This is a genomic window from uncultured Psychroserpens sp., assembly GCF_947500255.1.
GTDB lineage: Bacteria > Bacteroidota > Bacteroidia > Flavobacteriales > Flavobacteriaceae > Psychroserpens.
Genome location: NZ_CANMRL010000001.1, coordinates 390,280 through 415,711, shown reverse-complemented (window position 1 = coordinate 415,711; position 25,432 = coordinate 390,280). Strand labels below are relative to the sequence as shown.

The window sequence follows — 25,432 nt, the reverse complement described above, 5'->3', positions numbered from 1 at the left end:
TTCACAACAAATAGTTGGACAAATTATTAAAGACGAAATCATTATTAATTGCTAGTATAGTTAAGCCTTTTCCATTTTAGGAAGCATGGTTTCATTTTTTTCATGATAATGTTCCATGTTTGATAGAATTTTGGTTAACAATTGGAGAACATTTTCCATATAAGGACCTTTGTTTAACATAATACATTCAGCTTGAAGTGAATGCACTGCATCTGTTATTTCTGATCTTGAAGGTAATCCTTTTTTTGCAAAGTTTTCTAATACTTGCGTTGCCCAAATCACAGGAATATGTGCAGCACTACATAGTGCTAGTATTTCCTCTTGTATTCTGCCAATATTTTCCCAACCAGTTTCAACTGCCAAATCTCCTCTTGCAATCATAACGCCAATATGTTTCACCTTCATGGCAGCTAATAATATCTCAATAAGATTGTCAAAGGCAAATTTTGTTTCAATTTTTAAGATAATACTTAAAGAATTAGTAACGTTCCATTTCTTTAATTCTACAAGTAATTCTTCGACATCTTCTTTAGAATTAACAAAAGAAAAATTAACGACATCGGCATGTTGAGTAACAAACTCTAAATCAATCTTATCTTTTTCTGTTAAACCACTAATACCAAGATTTGTTTCAGGAAAGTTCATTCCTTTTTCGGCTTTTAACTTGGAACCTGTATCTTTTGCTCTTGTTATTTTTACCTTCAAATAGTCTTCAAGAATCGTTTCTATACGACCTTCAATTTTACCATCATCAAATAGAATAATCTCACCTTCTTTGATACGATTAAATACTTCTGGTGTTTGACAAGAGATATGAGCATTTTCGATTAGCTTTCCTTCATCGTCATATACAGCAGGACTACCAAGAACATTATCTTTTGTAATAATAAGACTATCATTTGTCTTTAATAATATATGTTGCTCAATTGGAGGTAATTCTCCAATATGAGTATCCAACATGGTTGATCTATTACAACAAATTAAAGTTCCTGTTTCTATGTATGACGTTTCGTAACAATGAACGATTACTTTGTTTATTGATATTTCAATGACTTTGAATTCTCTATGTTTATCTCGTGAATCTTTTAAAAATAAAAGATCACTTTTCTCTAATTTTTTCAACCATTCTGCAGAAACGGGTAATGAGTTGTACTCTGAATCTTCCATTATAACTGGGACAAGTTCAATTATAGCAGGATTAATTATTTTACCCGATTCATCTCTTTCTGGTGAGAATTTTTTGATTTTTGGACCTGGTGTAATATGCCCAGTTCTAATTTTTGGTCCAGCCAAATCCATAGCTATTTTTATGGTTTTGCCATGAGCTTTGGATGCTTTTTTTATGTTATTTATAATTTTTTCCCAGACTTCTGGATCATCATGTGCGCAATTAATTCGAGCACAGTTCATTCCAAGTCCTACCATTTCATGAACCATATTATAATCATAGGCAGCCTGTGTTGGTTGTGTTACCATTATTCTAACACGTCTTCCTTTAGAACGGTATCCTAAAAGTTCTTTAGAGTGCTTATTTAATAAACGTTTTCCATTTTTTATGGATAATCCAGGTTTGATTGCATATGGCGGTAATTCATCCAAAAGCTTATAGAGAATAAATCTTGTTTTTACCAAACTAGACATAATATGTCCTTCAGCTTTGGCTAGCCTAGAAAGACCTAAATTTTGTAATTTTTTTTGTAGAGATCTTAAATCTACTTTCCTAATACTGTTGTAATAAACCAAGTTTTTAGTACTCTCTGAATAGTGCGAATGTACAGAATTAAAGACATCTTTATAGCGCTGTTCTTCACTCATAAGAAGTTCAATAAGAGATTCAATTTGGGTAATGAGTTTTTTTATTTTATTAGGATTAACTTTCATTTAATTTGGCGGATTTCATAATGCTTAACTTTTTAAGAGTTGCATTAAAAATTAAATCGTATTCCAATACCATAGATACTCTGATTTCTTCTATCGTCAAAGCTATTTTTACTTTGGTCTTGTTTTGTACTCACAAAAATATGACTCGACTTTTTAAAATTATAGGCGACCTCAAAGATTCCAAATTTTGTATCAAAATCACCTAAATTTTCTCCTGAGTCTGGTTTTAATGAACTAAATCCAGCTGCTACATGCCATCGCTTATTAGTAGAAAACTTATAACGTGAATAAAACTCTATGCCTTTACTATCGTAGAACATATCTCCTGTTCTATGATGATTCTTAAAAATTCCATATGACAAGGCTACTTTAAAACGATTTTTTTCAAAAGAAGCCGCAGTTATAAAGGCTTCATCTCCGTCTTTAGCCTGATTAGGCTCAGGATCTTCTACACCATCATTTACTTTATTATAAGCGATACCTATAACAAACCCATTTAATTTGTAATTGGCTCCAAACCCATAGGTGTCAATACTTTCACTATTTACAGAAATGTCTCGAACTTGAGCTTGAGCACCAAGACTTAAACCTTCTTTCTTATAGTTTAGTTGTAATACTTGATTTGCCCTACCTGTTCCAGAAACGCCACCATCAGATATGTTCCAAACACCAAGACCTGTTCCTCCAAAAGCAAGGAAGTTGTCTACTTGACCAGCAGCTAAACTGTAATAAATAGAGTTGTTTTTTCCGAAAATAATTGAGAACTCTTTATAAGAAATGCCTGCATATCCAATTCTTGTAAAAACAGCATCTCCTACTTGAGCTATACCTTCGTCTGCATCAACAGCAAATTCAACAGTGTCATCTCTTGACGTTAAATTTAATCCAAATTCAACACGTCCTATAATATTAAAATTATCTGCTTCATTTTGTGAGAGTCTATGACTAAACGTTAAACCTACTCGTGGCGAATTATTTGAAATTCCAATTTCGCCTTCCTCGGCAAAACCAGCACCAAGCCTTATACTTCCATAAGGCGTCACTCGAGATGTAATTTCTTCAATCCAATTTGTATTGGTTTCGCTTTCTTTTTTATCATTTTCTTGCCCATATATATGACAGGAAATAGAGCATAATACCAACAATAGTGTTCTTTTTCTGAAAGTATTAAAAGGTTTTTTCATCTGGATAATTTTTGATTAAGAAATTATTTATGTAACGCTGCAGTGTATTTAGGATTCATTAAATTATCTACACTTAAAATTTTATCTAATTCTTCTTCAGAAAGTAATTCTTTTTCAAGAACTAATTCACGAATTGTTTTACCGGTTTCTACAGCTTCTTTACCTAAAACATCACCCATATGATGACCTATATAAGGATTCAAAAATGTAATTATACCTACTGAATTAAACACCATTTGTTTGGTGTGCTCTTCATTAGCAGTTATTCCATCTATACATTTTTCAGCAAGGGTAATGCAAGCATTAGATAACAATTCTACAGACTCAAACATACATTGTGCAATTACAGGTTCCATAACATTTAATTGTAATTGTCCTGCTTCAGCAGCGAAAGAAATTGTAACATCATTACCAATAATTTTAAAGCATACTTGGTTGACTACTTCAGGAATTACTGGATTTACTTTTGCTGGCATAATAGATGAACCTGCTTGCATTTCTGGTAGATTGATTTCATTAAGCCCACAACGTGGTCCAGAAGATAATAACCGTAGATCGTTACAAATTTTAGATAATTTAACACTGGTGCGTTTTAATGCTCCAGAAATCATAACATAAGCACCACAGTCTGAAGTGGCTTCAATCAAATTTTCAGCAGGAACAAAACTTGCTTTAGTATATTGTTGTAAATATCCTATAGATAATTGAGTAAAGCCATCTGGTGCATTTACACCTGTACCTATTGCAGTTGCTCCTAAATTAACTTCTAAGATTAAGTCGCGACAATGTTTTAGATTCTTTGTTTCTTCTTTTAAATTTGCAGACCAAGCCCCAAATTCGTCACCTAAAGACATTGGTACGGCATCTTGTAATTGAGTTCTACCCATTTTAAGAACCTTCTTGAATTCTGCAGCCTTCTTATCTAAGCTCGTTGTTAAAAGATTAATGCGATCTAATAACTGATTCATATAATAATAAACAGCAACTCTAAAGCCTGTTGGATATGCATCATTTGTAGATTGAGACTTATTCACATGGTCGTTAGGGTGTAAAATATCATAACTTCCTTTTTCGTGACCATTAAGTTCAAGACCTACATTGGTAATAACTTCATTTGCATTCATGTTTACTGAAGTACCAGCACCTCCTTGAAAAACATCGGAAGGAAAAAATTGTGCATACTTCTTTAGATTATCAAGTATGTGATCACAAGCTTGAATAATCATATCTGCCTTATCTGCTGGTATAGTTCCAATTTCTTTGTTAGCAGATGCACAAGCTTTTTTGGTTAGTACTAAACCTTTAACAAAGATGGGGAAATCACCAATTTTAGAGCCTGAAATTTTAAAGTTGTTAATAGCCCTTTGTGTATGTACTCCATAATATAATTCGTCATAAATTTCTAAGTCTCCTAGAAGATCAGTTTCTTTTCTTGTTTTCATGATGTCTTATTTTTAACTCAGTTCGATGTTAGAACTGAAATGTTTTATTTTAAAATTTTAGTAAACAATGAATCCACTTTTTTAGAATCCCAAGGTGCAGCTCCTACATGATGGAATTGAATTTTGTCATTATGAATAATATAAGTGTCTGGAATACTTCCTCCATTATATTGAAAATATTCTGGCAAATTAGATTTACCGTTGAAAGAATAAACAGGGAAGGAAAACCCTTTTTTATTTATAAATTCTTTTGCCTTATCTATATCTTCATATGTCAATAGATAAAAATCTACATTTTCATTTGATCGATCGTACAGTCTTTGAATTGAAGGCATTTCATCTATACAAGGTTTGCACCATGTTGCCCAGAAATTGATAAAAACGATTTTCTTTCCTTTTTTGATATTCGTTTCTTTTTTATCTAAGGACGTTAATTTCATTTTATATAAATCACTTGCGATAAATTCAGGTGCTTTTTCTTCTACCATGAATTCATTTTTCTCATAGTCTTTGTAGAATTCCTCAATAGACGCAGCATTGCTGAAAGATTCATAGCGATCGTAAGCAAACCATACCAGTAAGCCTGTAACTAATCCAAGGGAATAAATAATTATTTTTTGTTTCATGTTTTTTGATGTTTTATTAAAATTTTATAAAATTAAACCTCCTAATATAAATCCGAAGATGACACTTGCTGTAATGGTTACTATTCCTGGGATAATAAAAGAGTGGTTAAAAACATATTTACCAATTTTGGTAGTTCCTGTATCATCCATTTCAACGGCGGCTAATAGTGTAGGGTAGGTAGGTAATACGAATAATGCACTTACTGCTGCAAAAGAAGCAATAGCGGCTAGAGGACTAACTCCTAAAGCTAAAGCTGCAGGCATTAAAGCGGTTGTTGTTGCAGCTTGAGAGTATAGTAACATACTAGCAAAGAATAAAACGACAGCCAACATCCAAGAATATTCATTTAAAACACCACCAGCTGCACTCTTAATTTCTTCTATATGATTGCTAACAAAAGTATCACCTAACCAAGCCACACCAAGTACACAAATAGCAGCACTCATACCCGATTTAAAAGTAGACATACTTGTAATGTCATTCATTTTTATTTTACAAACTAAAGCGATTACTGTTGCTGCTAATAGCATTACTGCCATAATAGCTTCGTTTCTACCAATCACAGGATTTTCTATGAGGCCTACTTTTTTAGAAATCATACTTGCATAAGTAACTATCAATATAATAGCAACTAAAAAAATGCCTACAGACCATTTTGCACTTTTAGGATCTTCATGATGTTTTCCGCTTTTATGTTTTACTAACCCTGCAGCAACTCGTCTTTGATATTCTGGATCTTCGGCTAAAGGTTTTCCTAATTTATTTGCTACAATTGCACCAACCATACACGCTAGAATTGTTGATGGAATTGCTACTGCTAACAATTGTAAATATGAAATACCTAAAGGTTCTAGAAAACTAGCAAATATTACAACTGCAGCAGAAATAGGAGAGGCAGTAATTGCAATTTGAGAAGCCACAACCGAAATACTCAAAGGTTTAGATGGCCTAACACCACCTTCTTTTGCTACTTCTGTAATTACAGGAAGTGCAGCATAAGCTGTATGTCCCGTTCCAGCCAATAAAGTCATCCAGTACGTAACGGTAGGTGCTATGAAAGTGACGCGCTTAGGGTTTTTGCGCAATATTTTTTCAGATAAATGGACTAAATAATCCAGTCCGCCAGCTTTTTGCATTGCTGCGATTGCAGAAATTACTGCCATAATAATTAAAATAACATCTACAGGAACAGAGCCAGCCTCTAAACCAAAAATAAGTGTGAGTACAACAACACCAGCTCCACCAGCATAACCAATACCAATACCTCCCATTTTAGATCCTAGGAAGATAAAAAAGAGAACGACTAATAATTCTATCCAAATCATAATGTTTTAATTTTAGTTGTTAATTGATACAAAGAGTTTTGTTAATAGTAATATCAGTTATCCCATTTCTTTTGATAGTAAACTGCTCTTAATATCGCCTTCCATGTGTCATCATGGATTACATATTGTTCAGTATTTAAAATCTCTTTGACATCAGTATTCATCAATTTTAACTGTTTCTGCAAAGCTTTGTATACCTCTTTATCATTTAACTTTTTATCTAAATCATCTAGACGCTCCATTTTATAAGCATGATAGACTACGATTTTTTTATAATTTTCTCTTAGTTCTCCCTTAAGTTTCATTTTGTCCATTTGGTCTTCATACCATAATTCTTGTATTTCTTTTTCTCCAGAAGTGAAAATATCGATCTTGTATTCAAGACGTTCTTTTTGTTCTGCGGTGAGTTCTTGAGCAAACATAACTTGTATGCTAAAACATCCAATGGCGATTAATAAAGTTCTTTTTAAGTTCATTTTATATATATGTTTGATTATCTCAATAATTTAGATTTTACTACACGAGCATTCATTTCTGCAATATTGATTATAGAAATACCTTCAGGACATTCTACTTCGCAAGCACCAGTAAAGGTACAACTTCCGAAGCCTTCAATTTCCATTTGAAATGTCATTTCTGCCACACGTTTATGTTCTTCTGCTTTACCTTGAGGTAATGTATTTAAATGATTTATTTTTGCTGAAGTAAATAACGCAGCAGATGAATTTTTACAAGTTGCTACACAAGCGCCACAACCAATACAGGCTGCGGCATCCATAGCTCTATCTGACACATCTTTTGGTATTGGAATGGCATTTGCTTCTGGTGCTGTTCCTGTTTTTGCACTTATAAAAGCACCGTGTTCAATAATCCTATCTAATGAAGAACGATCGACTACTAAATCTTTAATTACTGGAAATGATGCTGCTCTCCAAGGTTCAACAATAATCGTGTCTCCGTCATTAAAACTACGCATATGCAATTGACAGGTTGTTATATTATCGTGAGGCCCATGAGCACGACCATTAATAAACACACCACATTGACCGCAAATACCTTCACGACAATCGTATTCAAAAGCAACGACTTTTTCGTTTTTAAGAACAAGCAACTCATTTAAATGATCTAATGCTTCCAGAAACGACATGTCTTCTGATAATCCATCTACTTCATATGCTCTTATGACTCCTTTATCATCAGGTCCCTCTTGTCTCCATATTTTGAATGTTACTCGCATAATCTAATTATTTATAGCTTCTTACTGAAGGTTTAACAAATTCAAATTCTAGTGTCTCCTTGTGTAGTTTGAAATCACCATTATCATATTCCCAGGCTGAAACATAACTATAGTCTTTATCTACACGCACAGCTTCTCCATCTTCAGTTTGGTATTCTTCTCTAAAGTGCGCACCACAGGATTCTTCACGCTCTAAAGCGTCTGTGCACATTAAAATTCCTAATTCAATGAAATCGGCCAAGCGTAATGCTTTTTCAAGTTCAGTATTCATTTCCTTATCGTGACCTGTAACTTTCACATCACTCCAAAACTGATCTCTAATCGTTTTGATTTGAGTAATTGCTTTTTCTAATCCAGATTTATTTCGGCTCATCGCACATTCTTGCCACATGACTTTACCTAGTTTTCTATGAAAATGATCGACTGTTTTTGTTCCATTTATAGCAAGAATTCGTTCTATATGTGCTTTGGTTTCTTTTTCTGCTTTTTCAAACTCTAGATGATCTGTAGTTGGGTGATCTGTTTTTATTTCGGAAGCCAAATAATTATTTATAGTATTTGGTAATATGAAATAGCCATCAACACTTGCTTGCAATAATGAATTAGCACCTAGTCTGTTAGCACCATGATCAGAAAAATTACATTCTCCAACAGCATATAAGCCAGGAATGGTTGTCATTAATTCATAATCTACCCAAAGTCCACCCATAGAGAAATGTGCCGCAGGTGAGATTTGCATTGGTTCTTTATAAGCGTCTATTCCCGTAATTTTTTTATACATCGTAAACAGATTGCCATACCTATCTTTTATAGTTTCCAAACCAAATTTTTCAATAGCATGTCTAAAATCTAAATAGACTGCATTTTTTAATCGTCCTACGCCAAAACCAGCATCTATACGTTCTTTAGCTGCGCGTGAGGCAATATCACGAGGGGCAAGATTTCCAAAACTAGGATAGCGACGCTCTAAGTAATAATCGCGCTCTTCTTCAGGAATATCATTTGCTTTTCTTGAATCTCCTTTTTGTTTTGGAACCCAAATGCGTCCATCATTACGAAGTGATTCAGACATTAAGGTAAGCTTGGATTGTGCTTCACTAGACTGTGGTAATGCTGTGGGATGAATTTGAGTAAAACTTGGCGCTCCAAATAATGCGCCTTTTTTATGTGCTTTCCATAATGCACTTCCATTGCAACCAATAGCTAAAGTTGATAGTCTAAATACACGAGAATAGCCTCCAGTTGCTAAGACAACAGCATCAGCAGCAAAACGTTTTAATTTACCAGTCACTAAATCTCTAACGATAATACCTTTTGCTTTTCCATCAATAACAACTAAATCTAACATTTCGCTTCGCGGAAACATTTCAACTTTTTTAGCACGTACCATTTTATATAATTGAGAATAAGCAGCCAAAAGTAATTGCTGACCTGTTTGTCCACGAGCATAAAACGTGCGTTGGACTTGTACACCACCAAAACTCCGATTAACCAAAGTGCCTCCATATTCTCTTGCAAAAGGTACCCCTTGCTGTACAAAATGGTCAATGAGCGGAGCAGATAATTCTGCTAACCGATAAGTGTTGGCTTCACGTGACCTAAAGTCACCACCCTTTAATGTGTCGTAAAACATACGATACACACTATCGCCATCATGTTGATAGTTTTTAGCGGCATTTATTCCGCCTTGAGCTGCGACAGAATGGGCACGTCTGGCAGAATCCTGATAACAGAAGCACTTCACATCATAGCCTAATTCAGCTAGAGTAGAAGCTGCTCCAGCACCAGATAATCCAGAGCCAACAATAATGATATTGAGCTTTTTCTTATTTGCAGGGTTTATTAATTGGGACTTAACTTGGTAGTTACGCCATTTATCTTCGAGTTTTCCTTCTGGAATTTTTGAATCTAATGTCATCTTCTAGTTATTTGAAATAAACGATAAAAGGAATAATCCCAAAACCAACACCCATTATAATCGCATATATTAAGGATACTTTTGCTAAAAATTTCAATCCTTTTTTATGATAAAAGCCTAAGGTTTTGAAGGCGCTTTTTAAACCGTGATGTAAATGTAATGCCAGAGGAATAGAAATTAGGGTATAAAAGATAACAAAGTAGATGTTTTGAAATAAGTTATATGTTACTTCATAAACATCTTTGTTGCCCATATCATCTAACCGAACTTCTTCTCCCATTCCAAGTTTAATTCGTGCCCAGAAATTTGCTAAATGCACAATAATGAATAGTAATATTATTGTGCCTATTAATCCCATATTTTGAGAGGTCCAGGTGCTATTTTCATTGGAGTGATTAACAACATATTTTTGAGGTTTAGCTTTGCGATTTCTAAGTGTTACCAATAAAGCATAAAATGCGTGAAGAATTATGGATGCATATAAAACGTAAGCTATGATCTTAATTAAGGGACTTTCCCGTAATGTTGTCGAGTAGGAGTTATATAAATCTCTGGCAATATCCTCTGGTAATAGTAAAATACAATTTGCAGAGAGATGTACAATCAAAAATACACAAAGAAAAAGGCCTGTCGCAGCAATAATTGTTTTTCTAAAAAACAGTGGATTCATCGAAGTTAATTTTGATTGATTGGATACTTCTTCTAAATCTTAGAATATTAGCTACTAATTTAGTGAAAAAACATCACTTTTTTAAATCCTTCTTTCCTTTTATTAATCCATATAAACCAATACTAACTAATGGTACTATTAGGACTAATAATTTTAAACAAATTTGTAAGATTTCCATTATTTTATATTTAAATGAAACAGCTTTTTATTATATGTTATACAAAGTTAGCATGTTAAAATCTTGAGGAATATGACTTTTGTCATGTGAGTGTTTATAAAGATTTTTTGAATTTTTTATTTCTGAAATATGCCAATACAGAAACAAAGAGAACTATCGCAATTAACACATAAATAAATTTTGGAACTGGTACAGGATCACCAGTAGCATAACTGTGTAATCTAACTTATGATTTGATTTTAGTTATAATTAGTAGTAGTTATTTATTTGTATAACAGTTATATTTACAAAATAACAATTTGAAATGAAAAAAATCATCTTAGTATTAGCGTTGACTTTTGTTACATTTGCCTTTTCACAAAAAAAAGATACTTATGCTATTGGTATTTTACTAGACAATAGAACCGAAGAAATGGAGCCTTTGCTTCAAAAAATTCAAAACCAGATTATTGCTGTAGTAGGAGAAGACGCTAATATTATATTTTCTGAAAAAAATATTCTTGTCAATAACTACAACTTAGAAAACGCGAGACTACATTATAATACGCTTGTTTCTAATGATACCGACATTATTCTTGCCTTTGGTGTCGTTAATAATGAGATAGTGAGTAAGCAACCTGTTTATGAAAAGCCTACCATTTTATTTGGTGCTGTTAATAGAGATTTTAGTTCAATCGATTTTAGTAAGACTACTTCTGGAATTGATAACTTCACCTATTTAATAGAATCTGAATCTTACAATGAAGATTTTATCAAGTTTAAAACCCTTACCAATTATAAAACATTAGGAATCTTGGTTGAAGACCATATGGTAAACCTTTTACCTTTAAAAGATACCTTTGATAAAGAGTTTGAAGCTTTGGATGCCAGCTACAAACTAATTCCTTTTAAAACAGTTTCAGATATCACGTCGAACTTGGACGATATTGATGCTGTATACTTAGCTAGTGGGTTTTTCTTAAAAGACGATGAGGTGAAATTATTGGCTCAAGCTTTTATTGATAAAAAGCTACCATCATTTACATCTAATGGTATAAAACAGGTTGAACAAGGTTTGATGGTAACTAATCAATCTCAAGATAATTTAAACCAATTTATTCGTCGTATATCACTTTCAGTAGAAGGCTATATTAATGGAACTCCGTTGTCTGAAATGCCAGTATTTATTGATTTTAGTGAACGTTTAACTATAAATTTTAATACCACTGAATTGGTTGGAATTCCAATCAAGTATAGTTTAATCAACGATACAGATTTTGTGGGTAAGTTTGAAAACGTAATTTCTGAGAAGCAATACAATTTAATAGATGTCATCAATACAGTACTAGATCAAAATTTATCATTGCAGTCCATTCAAAAAGATGTTGAATTAAGTGGACAGGATCTTAAGACAGCTAAAAGTAACTATTTGCCAAGTTTAACTGCCGCAGCTAATGGCACTTATACAGACCCAAACCTTGCAGAGATTAGTAATGGGCAAAGTCCAGAATTTCAAACGGCAGGAAATATTACCTTACAACAAACCGTGTTTTCTGAAGCAGCTAATGCCAATATTTCTATTCAAAAGAGTGTATTGCAAGCACAACAGGAAAATTTCAATGCCGAGCAATTAAACTCAGTTTTTGATGCTTCTAATGCGTATTTCAACGCCTTAATACTTAAAGCAAACTTACAGATTCAAATGGGTAATTTAGAATTGACACGGAGAAATTTGCAAATTGCCGAACAAAACTACGAAGCTGGCGAATCTGGAAAATCAGATTTATTACGTTTTCGTAGCCAAATGGCACAAAATACACAAGCTATGGTTGAGGCAATTAATCAATTAGAGCAGAGCTTTGTGACTTTGAATCAATTGCTTAATAATCCTGTAAATACTGAAATAAGTATTGAAGATGTCAATTTAGATCAAGGCTTTTTACAACAGTATAATTACGATAGTTTTATTGATTTATTAGATAATCCGAAGTTAAGAGAACCCTTTATTGAATTCTTAATTCAAGAATCAAAAAACAATGCTCCCGAATTAAAAGCCTTAGATTATAACTTAGATGCCACCGAACGGAATATAAAGTTAAATAGTTATGGTCGTTTTTTACCAACAATTGCCTTACAAGGACAATATAATAGAATTTTTGATAGAAATGGTATAGGTAGTACGGCGCCACCAGGAACGTCTTTTTTAGATGATAATTACAATATCGCTTTAAATGTATCTATTCCTATATTAAATAGCAATCAAACTAATATCAATAGGCAAACAGCTATTATTCAAAAAGATCAATTAAATATTAATAAAGAGAATACAGAATTAGCTTTATCCGCAAATATTAGAAATTCGGTTTTAAATATTATCAATCAAATATCTAATATTGAATTGTCTAAAGTTTCTGAAGAAACTGCCAAAGAAGCACTTGATTTAACACAAACATCCTATTCAAACGGTGCTGTAAATATTGTACAATTAATAGATGCCCAAAACAACTATTTAAGCGCAAGAGTCGCAAGTGTAAGTGCAGTATATAACTATCTAATCAATGCTTTGCAAATGGAGCGCTTTCTGGGGTATTATTTTCTGCTGAATGATCAAGCCAAAAACAACGAATTTAATCAGCGCTTTTTAGAGTATTTAAACACAAGAAATTAGAATTTATGATGAAAAATAAAACTAGTATTTACCTCCTTTTATTAATGGCATTTTTTTCCTGTTCTGAAGAAAAAAAAGCTGTGGAAAAATTTGTTCGCCCTGTTAAATATCAAACGGTAACGTATTTAGGAGGAGAGAAAATAAGATCATTTAGCGGAACCGCTCAAACAGATAAGATTATTAATTTGAGTTTCCGGAATAATGGAATCATTACGCAATTTGATGTTAAATTGGGTCAAAAAGTAAAAAAAGGACAACTATTGGCTAAGCTGGATAATGTGCAATCTCGATTGTCATATGAGCAAGCTATAACAGATTTAAATAGCGCAGCATCACAAATGAATACCGCTAAACTGAGTTTAAATCGAGTACGGTCTTTATACGAAAAAGGAAGTTCTTCATTAAGTGATTTTGAAGCGGCGAAGAATGCTTATAAAACAGCACAACAGAGTCATGAATCAGCTAAACGAGGTGTAGCTATTCAGCAAGAGCAAATACGTTTTGGATATATCAATGCTCCAGAAAATGGTGTTATAGCTGCAGTGATGTCTGAAATTGATGAGAATGTTAGCGCTGGTCAAGCCGTTGCTACGCTTAATGCAGGAAAGGATATGGAAATTACTTTAGGGATTCCAGAAAGTGTCATTAATGGTGTAAAACAAGATATGCTTGTGAATGTAAGTTTCACTTCTTTGTCTGATAAAAAGTTTAAAGGAAAGGTGACTGAGGTTGCTCCGTCTGTAGATTCAAATACATCAACATATCCAGTACGTGTTACAATAACTAATCCTAGCGATGAAATAAAAAGTGGTATGGCTGCCAATGTTACTTTTGATTTTGGAGATAGTAAAACAAAAAGCACTGTATTAGTCGTTCCTGCTAATGCGGTTGGAGAAGATAGTAATGGTCGATTCGTATTTCTCGTTGAAGAAGGTGAAACAACTAAAGTAAAGAAACAACCAATTACGATTGGTAACTTAACAGGAGATGGCTTTGAAATAGTATCTGGATTGACAGAAGGACAGAAAATAGCAACTGCGGGTTTACAAACATTATTAGACGGACAAGAAGTAAGACTACAGTAATTCTAAACAACCAACTAAATGAATTTATCACAATTTTCTATAGATAAAAACAGAATTACTTTTATGGTATTGGCTACCATAATACTTATGGGTTTAACCATGTATTCTGGTTTGTCAAGAGATAGCATGCCTCCTTATACAGTAAGAGTTGCTACTGTAGTATCTCAGTTTCCAGGTGCTGGTCCAGAACGTGTAGAGCAATTGGTTACAGATAAAATAGAAAAAGTAGCTCAAGAACTTCCAGAATTAAAAGAAGTAAAAAGTACTTCGAGATCAGGTTTATCTGTTGTCACAGTAACTTTGAAAGATGAGGTTTCGCCTAAAAAAATGCAAGCGGTTTGGGATCGATTACGACGTAAATTAAATGATTTACAAGGCTTACCTCAAGGTGTTCAACCATCTTTAAAAGATGATGGTGTAGGAGATGTTTATGGGATTGTAATTGGGTTAACTTCTGATGGATACTCCTATGCCGAGATGAAGGAATATGCGGATGATATCAAAGACGCTCTTATTAAAATACCGGACGCTGCAAAGGTTGAAATGGGAGGTGAGCAAGATGAACGCATTTTTGTTGAATTTGATAATACGCGATTAAAAGAGTATGGATTGTCTGCTTCAAAATTGCAACAATCTATTGCTTCAACTAATATCTTAAATTCTGGAGGGCAGATTAATTTAGGAGACGAACGTATTATTTTAGAACCAACAGGAAACTTTAATTCTGTAGAAGATATTAGGAATATGCTTATATCTGTTGGTAATAATAATGGGACACAGTTAGTGAAACTAGGTGATATTACTTCTGTAGAGCAAGGGTATATCGATCCACCAACGCAAAAAGTCCGTATCAATGGAAAAGATGCCATTTCATTACATGTGAACTTAAAAGAAAATGCCAACGTGATTTCACTTGGAGAAGAGGTTAATGCTGTAGTTAATGAATGGCAACAAAAATTACCCCTTGGTTTAGAAATTACGAGAGTCTCTTCATTAGACACTTATATTGATGTGAAAGTCAATGATTTTATAGTCAATCTCATGCAATCAATTGCCATTGTATTGTTGGTAATGCTCGTCTTTTTAGGCTTTAGAACAGGTTTTGTTATTGCGAGTCTTATTCCAATAGTGACCATCATGACTTTGATGATTATGGGAGTTATTGATATGGGATTAAATCAAGTAACATTAGCGGCTTTAATTATGGCTCTTGGGATGTTGGTTGATAATGCTATTGTAGTAGCCGAAACCATCATGGTTAAGATGGAACAAGGTATTGATAAAAAACGTGCAGCTGTTGAAGCCTTTTCAGAATTATGGATGCCTTTACTAATTTCAACCTTAACAACTTCGGCAGCATTTTTAGCGTTTTATTTATCTCCAACGACTATGGGAGATATCGTTGGGCCAATTTTTGTTGTGATTTCAATAGCGTTATTGTCGTCTTGGATGATAGCATTAACAGTTATTACGTTATTCTGTTATCTCTTTTTAAAAGTAAAACCAAAAGGAGAAAGCAAACCTAGTTTTATAGATAGGATTATTAATAAATACAAAAGATATTACAAGGATCTAATCTTAATTGCATTAACCAATAAATGGAAAGTGATCATAGGGATATTTCTTATCTTTTTTGCATCCTTATATGGATTTACAAAAATACCTTTCATCTTCTTTCCCGATAGTGATCGAAATATGATTACTATAGATATAAATTTACCTGAAGGAAATAAAATCGAACGTACAACCGAAGTCGTTAAGCGTATTGAACAATTTATGGCAGATTCGTTGCAAGTCAATACCAATAGAGTTAATGGTATTTCAGATTGGTCGTCTTACATCGGTGAAGGACCTGAATCATATGATTTAGGATATTCTCCAGATGAAGCAAATTCAAATTATGCTCATATTCTGGTTAATACATCATCTTTTAATGAAAACAATGAGATGATTACAAAACTTGATAAGTTTACGTTTGATAATTTTCCTAACGCAGATATAAAAGTTGGGGTTTTGGGTGCAGGAGGTAGCGGAACACCTATTGAGATTAAAGTTTCTGGTAAAAACCCTGATGAATTGTCTCGAATCGCTGAAGCAGTTAAGTTAAAATTATCTACTATTACTGGAACCAAAAATGTAAAAGATGATTGGGGACCAAAGAGTAAAAAATTCTTAATTGAAATAGATCAAAATAGGGCTCAAACTGCTGGAATAACGAGTGAAGATATTGCTACATCGCTCAGAACTGTGTTGGATGGCTTTCAAACAGGTGAGTATCGTGAAGATGATAAGTCTATACCAATAATAATGCGAAGTGATGTGAGTCAACAACAATCACTAGCATCATTAGAGACGTTGAATATATATTCGCAAAATTCTGGTAAAAGTGTGCCTCTATTGCAGGTGGCTTCAATTGTTCCGCAATGGCAATATTCAAAAATTAAACGTTTTGATTTGCGTCGAACCATAAATGTGACTAGTGAATTAAGAGCAAGTGGAAATGCCTCTGAAATTACTAAAGCAATAACGCCATGGTTAATAGAACAACAACAAAATTGGCCGCAAGATTATCAATATGAGTTTGGAGGTGATGCTAAGCAAACTGCCGAAAGTATGGGTTCTGTAATTGGATACTTGCCTGTTTCGGCATTTATAATTGTTCTGCTTTTAATTATTCAGTTTAACTCCTTTAGAAAAATGACAATGGTCGTACTTACAATTCCTTTAGGTATCATTGGTGTTGTTATTGGCTTATTGGTATTTGGTGAAGCATTCGGTTTTATGCCATTTTTAGGTGTGATCTCTTTAGCTGGAATCGTTATTAATAATGCTATTGTACTTATTGACCGCATGGAAGTTGAACAACGTGATTTAGGAAGGTCAGAACAAGATGCAGTCATTGCCGCTTGTTTGCAACGATTTAGACCTATTCTTCTTGCTACGTTTACAACAGTATTAGGTTTAATTCCTCTATATATTTCTGGAGGAGAGATGTGGGAAGGTATGGCTATTGGGATTATGGTAGGATTGTTATTTGGAACAATAATAACATTATTGTTTATCCCATCGCTATACAGCGCCCTATTTAAGGTGAATTATAAAGATTATGAGTTCAATAAGGAGTTATTAGATGATTAAAGATTTATATAAACATAGATTCGAAATTTTCTTTGCGACACAATTGTTTATATTGTTTGGATCGTTGCTATTTCCTAGTGAATTTTTTGAAAATGTGTTAACACCAATCTTGTTTTTGGTTAATACCATAGCTGGCATTTTTTTAGTATCGAAAAAAAGAAAACTCATGTGGTTTTTAATTATTCTCTTTGGGATATCTCTTGTGGTATTTGGCAGTAGTATGATGAATAGACAAACTGAGTTTCAAGAGAATTTCCTCATAAGATTAAGCGTTTATTTTATTTTTTATATTATCGTTGCTCACCAGATTATACTTCAAATATGGAAAGCCAAACGTGTTAATAACCTTGTGGTTATTGGGCTTATGTGTGGTTATATTTCTCTTGGCTTTATTGCGTTTTTTCTTTTTACAACTATAGAAATTGTAGAACCTAACTCTTTTAAAGGTATTGTAATTGACTCCACTAATGCATCTATGGGTCTAGACTCGATAATGTACTATTCCTATATTACGTTGATGACTATTGGTTATGGTGATATAGTTCCTGTGTCACCTCTCGCACAAAAAGCGTCGTTAATTACTGGACTTATGGGGCAGTTTTATTTAGTGATAGTAACGGCAATTGTTGTTGGGAAATATATTCAGCATAATGCAAAGTCTAACGATTAATCAAAACTAAAACTATAAATATTTCCGCCTTCATTTTTTGTTTTTTCATCTGTAATTAAAACAGTGTTCGAATTTATTAATGTAATGCCTTCTTTTTGAGAGTCATGCTCAAATTTGACTGTCTCTACGGTTCCGTTAAAAAAGTCATCAGAGGTGTAATTGGTTAATTTCCATAGCTTGTCATGTGTGAGTAATACCACTGTTCTTCCATCGTCGCTAATATCGGCCGAAGTCACTTTCTTGTATTTCCCTTCAAATTTATATTCTGAAATAAACTCAGCCACATGATCGCCTATGGTATTTGGAACCTTAAATAATTTACATTTCTTATGATCTTTACTGAATAGATAGAACGCATTATTATATAAAAAGAAAGATTCAAAATCCTTAGACTTTATCTTCTTAGGAAGTGTAAAACTAATCACATTAGCAGTCGTAGATTTATCAATGTTTTTGGGATTTGTTACTTTATATATAGCAAAGTTTTTACGCTTTTTTGAGTTGTTTCCAAAGTCGCCTATATACATATTTCCATCATCATCTGAGGTGAGGTCTTCCCAATCAATATTCTGAATATTGTCAATATCTATGTCTTTGATAATAGAACCTTCACGGTTAAGTGCATATAAATTATTCTTATTACCAGCATCTTCAATAACCCATAATAACTCAGGATTTTTAGTGACTTCAATCGCTGAGGTTTCTTTTAAACTAGATGGTAGATCTGCAATTACGGTTAGTTTTCCAGTATCACATGATGCTGTGAGGACTATTAAAAGAACAACTAAATTGAAATGTGAGCGCATAAAAATCTGTTTTCAAAATAAAGTTAAAGCCTTTTTCTTGAGAATCACAAAACTAAGTGTATAAAGATTTGATAAAATTAGTTTTGTTGATAGTTCTACAGTTGAATTTAATACTTTTATACTCTATGAAAAAACCACTTAAAATTGGACATAGAGGCGCTAAAGGCCATATCGCTGAAAATACTCTTGAGTCTATAGAAAAGGCAATGGAACTTAATGTAGATGGTATTGAAGTTGATGTTCATAAATGTGCTTCTGGTGAACTTGTTGTATTTCATGATTTTACTCTGGATAGAATGACCAATGGGATGGGAGAAGTATCTAAACATACCTTAAGTGAGTTGAAAAAAATAAAGGTTGATGGCCAATATGCTATTCCAACTTTGGAAGAGGTCTTAAATATCATTGATAGAAAATGTATACTCAATATAGAACTCAAAGGAAAGGATACAGCTCTAGAAACATGCAATGTAGTCACTCATTTTATGAATACTAAAGGATGGACAGCCGAAGATTTTATCATCTCAAGTTTTCAGCACCATGAACTTGAAACGGTGTTTAAAATCAATGCTAATTTGCGTTTAGCGATTCTAACAAAAGCTAGTGTTACTGATGCTTTAGAATTTGCTAATACTATAAATGCTTATGCTATTCATCCAAATGTAGCTTTGGTAACACGTGAAAATGTGAAACGAGCTCAAAAGGAAGGTTATAAAGTCATTACATGGACGGTCAATGACGTTCAAACCATTCAACGAATGAAAACTTATGGTGTAGATGCTATAATTTCTGATAATCCAGATCGCCTATGAAATCATATGATGTAATAATAGTTGGAGGAGGTGCGGCAGGTTTTTTTGCAGCTATTAATATTGCCGAACTCAATCCAAACCTAAGTGTCGCTATTCTCGAACGTGGAAAAACAGGACTTCAAAAAGTAAAAATATCTGGAGGAGGACGATGTAATGTAACGCATGCCGAGTTTGTGCCACCTGAACTAGTAGGTAATTATCCAAGAGGGGAAAAAGAGCTCTTAGGACCATTTCACCAATTTATGACAGGTGATACTATTGAGTGGTTCGATAAAAGAGGTGTGGCCTTAAAAATTGAAGATGATGGACGTATGTTTCCTGTAACCAATTCGTCTCAAACGATTATTGATTGCTTTTTAAACGAAGTAAAAAAACATAAGGTTGATGTCCTGTATAATCATGTACTGAAGTCTTTAAAACAGTCAAATGAACAATGGCTATTAGAGACAACTCAAGGTGATTTTTCGGCAAAAAAAATAATGGTAGCTACTGGTAGTAATCCTAAAATTTGGAAGGTGTTAGAAGAGTTAGGTCATACTGTAGTTCAACCAGTTCCGTCCTTATTTACATTTGATATTAAAGATGAGCGCATTAAAGGTATTCCTGGCGTTGTTGCCTTAGATGTTGAAGTAAAAGTAAAAGGTTCAAATCTATGGAGCGAAGGACCATTGCTAATCACACATGTTGGCATGAGTGCTCCAGCCATTTTAAAGCTCTCTGCTTTTGGAGCCATAGAATTGGCTAAACGTGATTATAAGTTTCAAATTGAAGTGAACTTTATTAAACAATCATTAGACGATTGCTTAGATCATTTAAAGACTCTAAAACAAGATTTAGCTAGAAAAACAGTGCTTAAATTGGCGCAATTTGAATTACCAAAACGTTTATGGCAAAAATTAGTATTGGCCTCAAACATAACTAATGACACACGTTGGGCAGATCTTAATAAATTCCAAACCGAACAATTGGCTTCACAGCTTACACAGGCTGTATTTGCTGTAAACGGTAAAAGTACTTTCAAAGAAGAGTTTGTAACGGCTGGTGGCATTAACCTTAAAGAAGTAAATTTCAAAACCTTTGAAAGTAAATTTTATGAAAATCTGTATTTTGCAGGTGAGATTTTAAATATAGATGCTGTTACTGGAGGATTTAACTTTCAGAATGCTTGGACAGGAGCTTATATTGCTGCAAAAGCCATATCAAAATGATGAATATATACCTTGTACTTTTAAGAGGAATTAATGTTGGCGGTCATAAAAAAGTGCCTATGGCCGAATTACGTGAGTTACTGTCTAAACAAGGATTTGTAGACGTGAAAACTTATATTCAAAGCGGAAACATCATATTGAAATCTTCAGAAAAAGATTATGAAAAAGTAGAACAGATCGTTCAACAAGCGATTTTAGATCATTTCGGATTTGAAGTCCCAGTTATGGCGAGAACTAGAAATGAAATAGAACAGATTTTTGATGCTTGCCCATTTTCCGAAGAGAAAAAAGAGAATAGTTATTTCACTATACTTAGCAGGATCCCTAAAAAAGAATTAGTTAACGAGGTGATGCAAATCACTTATGACAATGAAGAGTTTCAAATTATTAAAGATTGCCTATATTTTTATTCATCTGTAGGTTATGGCAAATCAAAATTCAATATGAATATGTTTGAAAAGAAGCTAAATGTAAGAGCAACATCTAGAAATTATAGAACCATGGTAAAGTTATTGGCAATGTCTTTAGAAAATGAAAAATAACAAGAGATATTCACTATTTTTGCTAAAAATTAATTGACTATTGTTGTTATGCTGTCATTTACAGTATTTCTTAGAATTAAATAGTACATGACTGAAAATTATTTTATTTCAAGACCTTATGTGAAAACTATCGACAATGGCAGTTTTACTTGGTCATCTCCTAGTAACATTGCTTTAGTGAAATATTGGGGAAAAAAAGAACACCAAATTCCAGAAAATCCTTCGGTAAGTTTTACATTAGATCACTGTAAAACAACAACTACTCTTAGTTTTTCAAAAAAAGAAACTTCTAGTGAGTTTTCATTTGAAGTCTATCTAGATGATGAAAAAAAAGACGATTTCAAACCAAAAATTGAAACGTTTTTTAAGCGTATCGAACGCTATGTTCCGTTTTTAAAAGTGTATCACTTTAAGATTGAAACAGCTAACACATTTCCACATAGTTCTGGTATTGCATCTTCCGCTTCAGGAATGAGTGCCTTGGCTTTGTGTTTAATGAGTGTTGAAAGAGTACTTTTAGGAGATATTTCTGAAGCCATGTTCAACCAAAAAGCATCTTTTTTAGCGCGTTTAGGTTCTGGAAGTGCGTGCCGAAGTATTGAAGGTGACTTAATCGTTTGGGGAACACATCAAGAAATAGAAGGAAGTTCTGATCTTTATGGTGTTAAATATCCGTATGAGGTGCATCAAAAATTTAAAAATTACCAAGACACTATTTTATTGGTTGATAAAGGAGAAAAGCAGGTAAGTAGTACTGTTGGCCATAACTTGATGCATAATCATCCATTTGCACATCGTCGTTTTGAACAAGCTCATGAACATATGTCTCAGCTCATTTCTATTTTTAAAAATGGAGATGTTGATGCATTTATCAAGATTGTAGAAAGTGAGGCCCTTACCTTACACGCCATGATGATGACGAGTATGCCTTATTTCATTTTGATGAAACCTAATACTTTAGAAATTATCAATAAAATTTGGGCTTATAGAAATGCAACTAACTCAAAAGTATGTTTTACTTTAGACGCCGGAGCTAATGTGCATGTGTTGTATCCTGAAAATGAAAAAGAAACTGTACTAGACTTTATTAAAAATGAATTAGTTGGATATTGTCAAAACGGACATTATATTAGCGATCAAATAGGATTTGGAGCTCAATTAATTAACGCTTAAATGTTAATAATTTATAAATGTCTTAACTATTGATTATAAACGACATACTGGAATAATACGTATATTTGTTAAAGCTAATCGCTAAAATACATGAAAGGACCTCTTTTTTATTCAAAAATTCTACTCTTTGGTGAGTATGGAATTATCAAAGATTCTAAAGGTTTATCTATCCCTTATAATTTTTACAACGGCGCATTAAAGACAGATGAAAATCCGTCGCACGATGCTGTAAAATCTAATGAAAGCTTAAAGCAGTTTGTGTCTTATCTCAAAGATATTGATGATGAATTGGTAACGTTTGATATTGAAGTTTTAAGTCGTGATGTAGATGCTGGGATGTATTTTGATTCGTCAATACCTCAAGGCTATGGTGTTGGGAGTAGTGGCGCTCTAGTTGCTGCGATTTACGATAAATATGCACATGATAAAATTACAGTTTTAGAAAACCTAACTCGAGAAAAGTTATTGAAACTTAAAGTTATTTTTTCTGAAATGGAATCGTTTTTTCATGGGAAGTCATCAGGCTTAGACCCTTTAAATAGTTACCTAAGTATTCCAATCTTAATCAATTCTAAAGATAATATTGAGGCTACAGGAATTCCTGCGCAACAAGCAAACGGAAAAGGAGCTGTGTTTTTATTAGATTCTGGAATTATTGGAGAAACTGCTCCTATGGTTCGAATTTTTATGGAAAACATGAAGCAAGAAGGCTTTAGAAGTATGCTTAAAGATCAATTCATTAAACATACAGATGCTTGTGTAGATGATTTCCTAAAAGGAGATATTAAATCGCTATTTAAAAACACAAAACAATTATCTAAAGTGGTATTCAACCATTTTAAACCAATGATTCCAAAACAGTTTCATGAGCTGTGGAAAAAAGGAATCGAAACTAATGAGTATTACTTAAAACTTTGCGGTTCTGGCGGAGGAGGTTATATCTTAGGTTTTACCGAAGATATCGATCGTGCTAAACATTCACTTAAAGATTATAAATTAGAAGTCGTATATAACTTCTAAAAGGTCATTTATGTTTTCCCGTAAACAAAAACATATTCTGCTAAAGTTCTTTAGCATGTTTTCTGTGGTTCGCGGTTATAATATTCTTATTGTTGTTATTGCTCAATACCTAACAGCTATCTATATTTTAGCACATGATAAGCCTCTTAAAGCAGTGGTGCTTGACCTTAACTTATTGATGTTAGTTTTAGCTTCTGCAGTAACCATTGCAGCAGGTTATATCATTAATAATTTTTATGATTCTGAAAAAGATCTTATCAATAGACCCAATAAGTCTAAACTTGATAGACTGATAAGTCAAAACACTAAACTTTCTTTTTATTTTGTATTAAATTTTTCGGCAGTAATCATGGCAAGTTATGTGTCATTTTATGCGGTATTATTTTTTTCGTTTTACATTTTCGGAATTTGGTTCTACTCACATAAATTAAAGAAACTTCCATTCATAGGAAACTTGACCTCTGCGATACTTACCATTCTCCCTTTTTTCGCCATTTTTCTATACTACAAGAATTTTGAGTCTGTTATTTTTGTGCACGCCATCTTCTTGTTTTTAATGATTTCAATGCGAGAATTAACCAAAGATTTAGAAAACATGAAAGGGGATTTATTACTCAACTATAAAACGATACCTATTGTTTACGGTGAAAAAGCCTCAAAGCTTATGTTAACTGCTTTGATCGCACTTACTAGTGTCCCTATTTATTTGTTGCTCAATAATTACAATGTAGGTCACATGTATTTATTTTTCTACCTCTCTGTAATTTTACTTCTTGTTTTTCTACTATTGCTATGGAAATCTAATACTAAAACACATTATTTGATACTTCATAATATTTTAAAGTTTATTATAGTGGCAGGTGTGTTTTGTATAGTTTTAATTAATGTAAATGTTGTTTTAAATCGTATCTAATGAATCATACACTAAAAGTTGCCCTAGCACAAATTTCACCAGTTTGGTTAAATAAAGTAGAAACTCTCAAAAAAGTTGAAAACTCTATTGTTGAAGCAGCAAAAGAACAAGCCGAACTTATTGTTTTTGGTGAAGGCTTGGTACCAGGTTATCCATTTTGGTTAGCACTAACTGGTGGAGCAGAATGGAATACTAAGGTCAATAAAGAATTGCATGCGCATTATGTAAGCAATTCTATTACGATTGAAAAAGGAGATTTAGATACTGTTTGCGAATTAGCTAAACTGCATAGCATTGCCGTGTATTTAGGTATTATTGAACGTCCTACAGATAGAGGTGGTCATAGTGTTTATGCATCATTGGTGTATATTGATACTGATGGTTTGGTGCAATCTGTTCATAGAAAATTGCAACCTACCTATGATGAGCGTTTAACTTGGGCTCCAGGTGATGGTAATGGTTTACAAGTACATTCGTTAAAGGATTTTACGCTCGGCGGACTTAATTGTTGGGAAAACTGGATGCCGTTACCAAGAGCAGCACTCTACGGTTTAGGAGAAAATGTGCACATTGCTGTATGGCCAGGAAGCGATCATAATACAAAAGATATTACACGATTTATTGCTCGAGAGTCACGTTCATTTGTGATTTCAGTTTCAAGTTTAATGACAAGGGATGATTTTCCGAAAGACACACCAAATTTGAATCAAATTCTTGAGAAAGCACCTGAGATTCTTGCTAATGGTGGAAGTTGTATTGCTGGGCCAGATGGCGAATGGTTGATAGAACCTGTTTTACATAAAGAAGGATTAATATATCATACGCTGGATTTCAATCGTGTTTTAGAAGAACGTCAAAATTTTGATGCTGTAGGTCATTACTCAAGACCAGATGTAACTCAGTTATCGGTTAACCGCGAGCGTCAATCTACAACTAAATTTATAGATTAGTTCAAC

21 protein-coding genes are annotated in these 25,432 nt (G+C 33.3%); 11 read left to right on the top strand and 10 right to left on the bottom strand.

The genetic code is table 11. The features are described from left to right. Window positions 1–60: 60 nt before the first annotated feature. From Q0783_RS01725 to Q0783_RS01685, 9 genes are read right to left on the bottom strand one after another with little or no spacing between them, the layout of a single operon-like run. Window positions 61–1,881 (bottom strand): pyruvate kinase, encoded by a 1,821-nt coding sequence (locus tag Q0783_RS01725; protein ID WP_298892764.1) that lies wholly within the window; start codon window positions 1,879–1,881, stop codon window positions 61–63. Window positions 1,882–1,925: 44 nt separating this feature from the next. Continuing rightward, complete coding sequence (locus tag Q0783_RS01720; protein ID WP_298892763.1) at window positions 1,926–3,065, bottom strand: porin; 1,140 nt, start codon at window positions 3,063–3,065, stop codon at window positions 1,926–1,928. A gap of 23 nt (window positions 3,066–3,088) precedes the next feature. Further along, on the bottom strand, window positions 3,089–4,507 hold the full coding sequence (gene aspA / locus Q0783_RS01715) for an aspartate ammonia-lyase (RefSeq protein ID WP_366915428.1): 1,419 nt from the start codon (window positions 4,505–4,507) through the stop codon (window positions 3,089–3,091). A gap of 44 nt (window positions 4,508–4,551) precedes the next feature. Further along, window positions 4,552–5,133 (bottom strand): TlpA disulfide reductase family protein, encoded by a 582-nt coding sequence (locus Q0783_RS01710; protein ID WP_298892762.1) that lies wholly within the window; start codon window positions 5,131–5,133, stop codon window positions 4,552–4,554. Window positions 5,134–5,157: 24 nt separating this feature from the next. Next, window positions 5,158–6,459: an anaerobic C4-dicarboxylate transporter gene (locus Q0783_RS01705; RefSeq protein ID WP_298754601.1), complete on the bottom strand. Its 1,302-nt coding sequence runs from the start codon at window positions 6,457–6,459 to the stop codon at window positions 5,158–5,160. Window positions 6,460–6,512: 53 nt separating this feature from the next. Beyond that, entirely contained in the window at window positions 6,513–6,935 is a 423-nt protein-coding gene (locus tag Q0783_RS01700; protein ID WP_298754604.1) for a hypothetical protein, read from the bottom strand. 17 nt (window positions 6,936–6,952) lie between these two features. Beyond that, the gene (locus Q0783_RS01695; protein ID WP_298892760.1) at window positions 6,953–7,696 is read right to left on the bottom strand and encodes a succinate dehydrogenase/fumarate reductase iron-sulfur subunit; all 744 of its coding nucleotides are present in this window, start codon (window positions 7,694–7,696) and stop codon (window positions 6,953–6,955) included. 7 nt (window positions 7,697–7,703) lie between these two features. Beyond that, window positions 7,704–9,614, bottom strand: a complete 1,911-nt coding sequence (locus tag Q0783_RS01690; protein ID WP_298892758.1) for a fumarate reductase/succinate dehydrogenase flavoprotein subunit — start codon at window positions 9,612–9,614, stop codon at window positions 7,704–7,706. 7 nt (window positions 9,615–9,621) lie between these two features. Then, window positions 9,622–10,284: a succinate dehydrogenase cytochrome b subunit gene (locus Q0783_RS01685; RefSeq protein ID WP_298754610.1), complete on the bottom strand. Its 663-nt coding sequence runs from the start codon at window positions 10,282–10,284 to the stop codon at window positions 9,622–9,624. 482 nt (window positions 10,285–10,766) lie between these two features. On the opposite strand from Q0783_RS01685, the gene Q0783_RS01680 reads away from it, so the two are divergent. Genes Q0783_RS01680 through Q0783_RS01665 form a run of 4 tightly spaced genes read left to right on the top strand, consistent with a single transcriptional unit; the run spans window position 10,767 to window position 18,002 of the window. Beyond that, entirely contained in the window at window positions 10,767–13,109 is a 2,343-nt protein-coding gene (locus tag Q0783_RS01680) for a TolC family protein (RefSeq protein WP_298892756.1), read from the top strand. A 5-nt stretch (window positions 13,110–13,114) separates the two neighbouring features. Next, on the top strand, window positions 13,115–14,194 hold the full coding sequence (locus Q0783_RS01675) for an efflux RND transporter periplasmic adaptor subunit (protein ID WP_298892754.1): 1,080 nt from the start codon (window positions 13,115–13,117) through the stop codon (window positions 14,192–14,194). 18 nt (window positions 14,195–14,212) lie between these two features. Beyond that, window positions 14,213–17,332, top strand: a complete 3,120-nt coding sequence (locus Q0783_RS01670; RefSeq protein ID WP_298892752.1) for an efflux RND transporter permease subunit — start codon at window positions 14,213–14,215, stop codon at window positions 17,330–17,332. Beyond that, window positions 17,325–18,002, top strand: coding sequence for an ion channel (locus tag Q0783_RS01665; RefSeq protein ID WP_298754629.1), 678 nt, complete (start codon window positions 17,325–17,327; stop codon window positions 18,000–18,002). The genes Q0783_RS01670 and Q0783_RS01665 overlap by 8 nt, the downstream gene beginning before the upstream one ends. Here the strand turns inward: Q0783_RS01665 and Q0783_RS01660 are convergent. After that, window positions 17,999–18,808, bottom strand: a complete 810-nt coding sequence (locus Q0783_RS01660; protein ID WP_298892750.1) for a hypothetical protein — start codon at window positions 18,806–18,808, stop codon at window positions 17,999–18,001. The genes Q0783_RS01665 and Q0783_RS01660 overlap by 4 nt on opposite strands. A 125-nt stretch (window positions 18,809–18,933) precedes the next feature. Between Q0783_RS01660 and Q0783_RS01655 the strand changes: the two genes are divergently transcribed. From Q0783_RS01655 to Q0783_RS01625, 7 genes are all read left to right on the top strand, one after another. Beyond that, entirely contained in the window at window positions 18,934–19,620 is a 687-nt protein-coding gene (locus tag Q0783_RS01655; protein ID WP_298892748.1) for a glycerophosphodiester phosphodiesterase family protein, read from the top strand. Further along, complete coding sequence (locus tag Q0783_RS01650) at window positions 19,617–20,828, top strand: NAD(P)/FAD-dependent oxidoreductase (protein ID WP_298892746.1); 1,212 nt, start codon at window positions 19,617–19,619, stop codon at window positions 20,826–20,828. The genes Q0783_RS01655 and Q0783_RS01650 overlap by 4 nt, the downstream gene beginning before the upstream one ends. Beyond that, window positions 20,825–21,370, top strand: coding sequence for a DUF1697 domain-containing protein (locus Q0783_RS01645; protein WP_298892744.1), 546 nt, complete (start codon window positions 20,825–20,827; stop codon window positions 21,368–21,370). Before Q0783_RS01650 ends, Q0783_RS01645 begins: the two co-directional genes overlap by 4 nt. 87 nt (window positions 21,371–21,457) lie before the next feature. Continuing rightward, window positions 21,458–22,543: a diphosphomevalonate decarboxylase gene (locus tag Q0783_RS01640; protein WP_298892742.1), complete on the top strand. Its 1,086-nt coding sequence runs from the start codon at window positions 21,458–21,460 to the stop codon at window positions 22,541–22,543. A gap of 90 nt (window positions 22,544–22,633) precedes the next feature. Next, a complete protein-coding gene (locus Q0783_RS01635; RefSeq protein WP_298892740.1) occupies window positions 22,634–23,563 on the top strand; it encodes a mevalonate kinase in 930 nt (309 codons plus the stop codon). A gap of 10 nt (window positions 23,564–23,573) precedes the next feature. Next, window positions 23,574–24,476, top strand: coding sequence for a geranylgeranylglycerol-phosphate geranylgeranyltransferase (locus tag Q0783_RS01630; RefSeq protein ID WP_298892738.1), 903 nt, complete (start codon window positions 23,574–23,576; stop codon window positions 24,474–24,476). Beyond that, the gene (locus Q0783_RS01625) at window positions 24,476–25,426 is read left to right on the top strand and encodes a carbon-nitrogen hydrolase family protein (RefSeq protein ID WP_298892736.1); all 951 of its coding nucleotides are present in this window, start codon (window positions 24,476–24,478) and stop codon (window positions 25,424–25,426) included. Before Q0783_RS01630 ends, Q0783_RS01625 begins: the two co-directional genes overlap by 1 nt. Window positions 25,427–25,432: the final 6 nt, after the last annotated feature.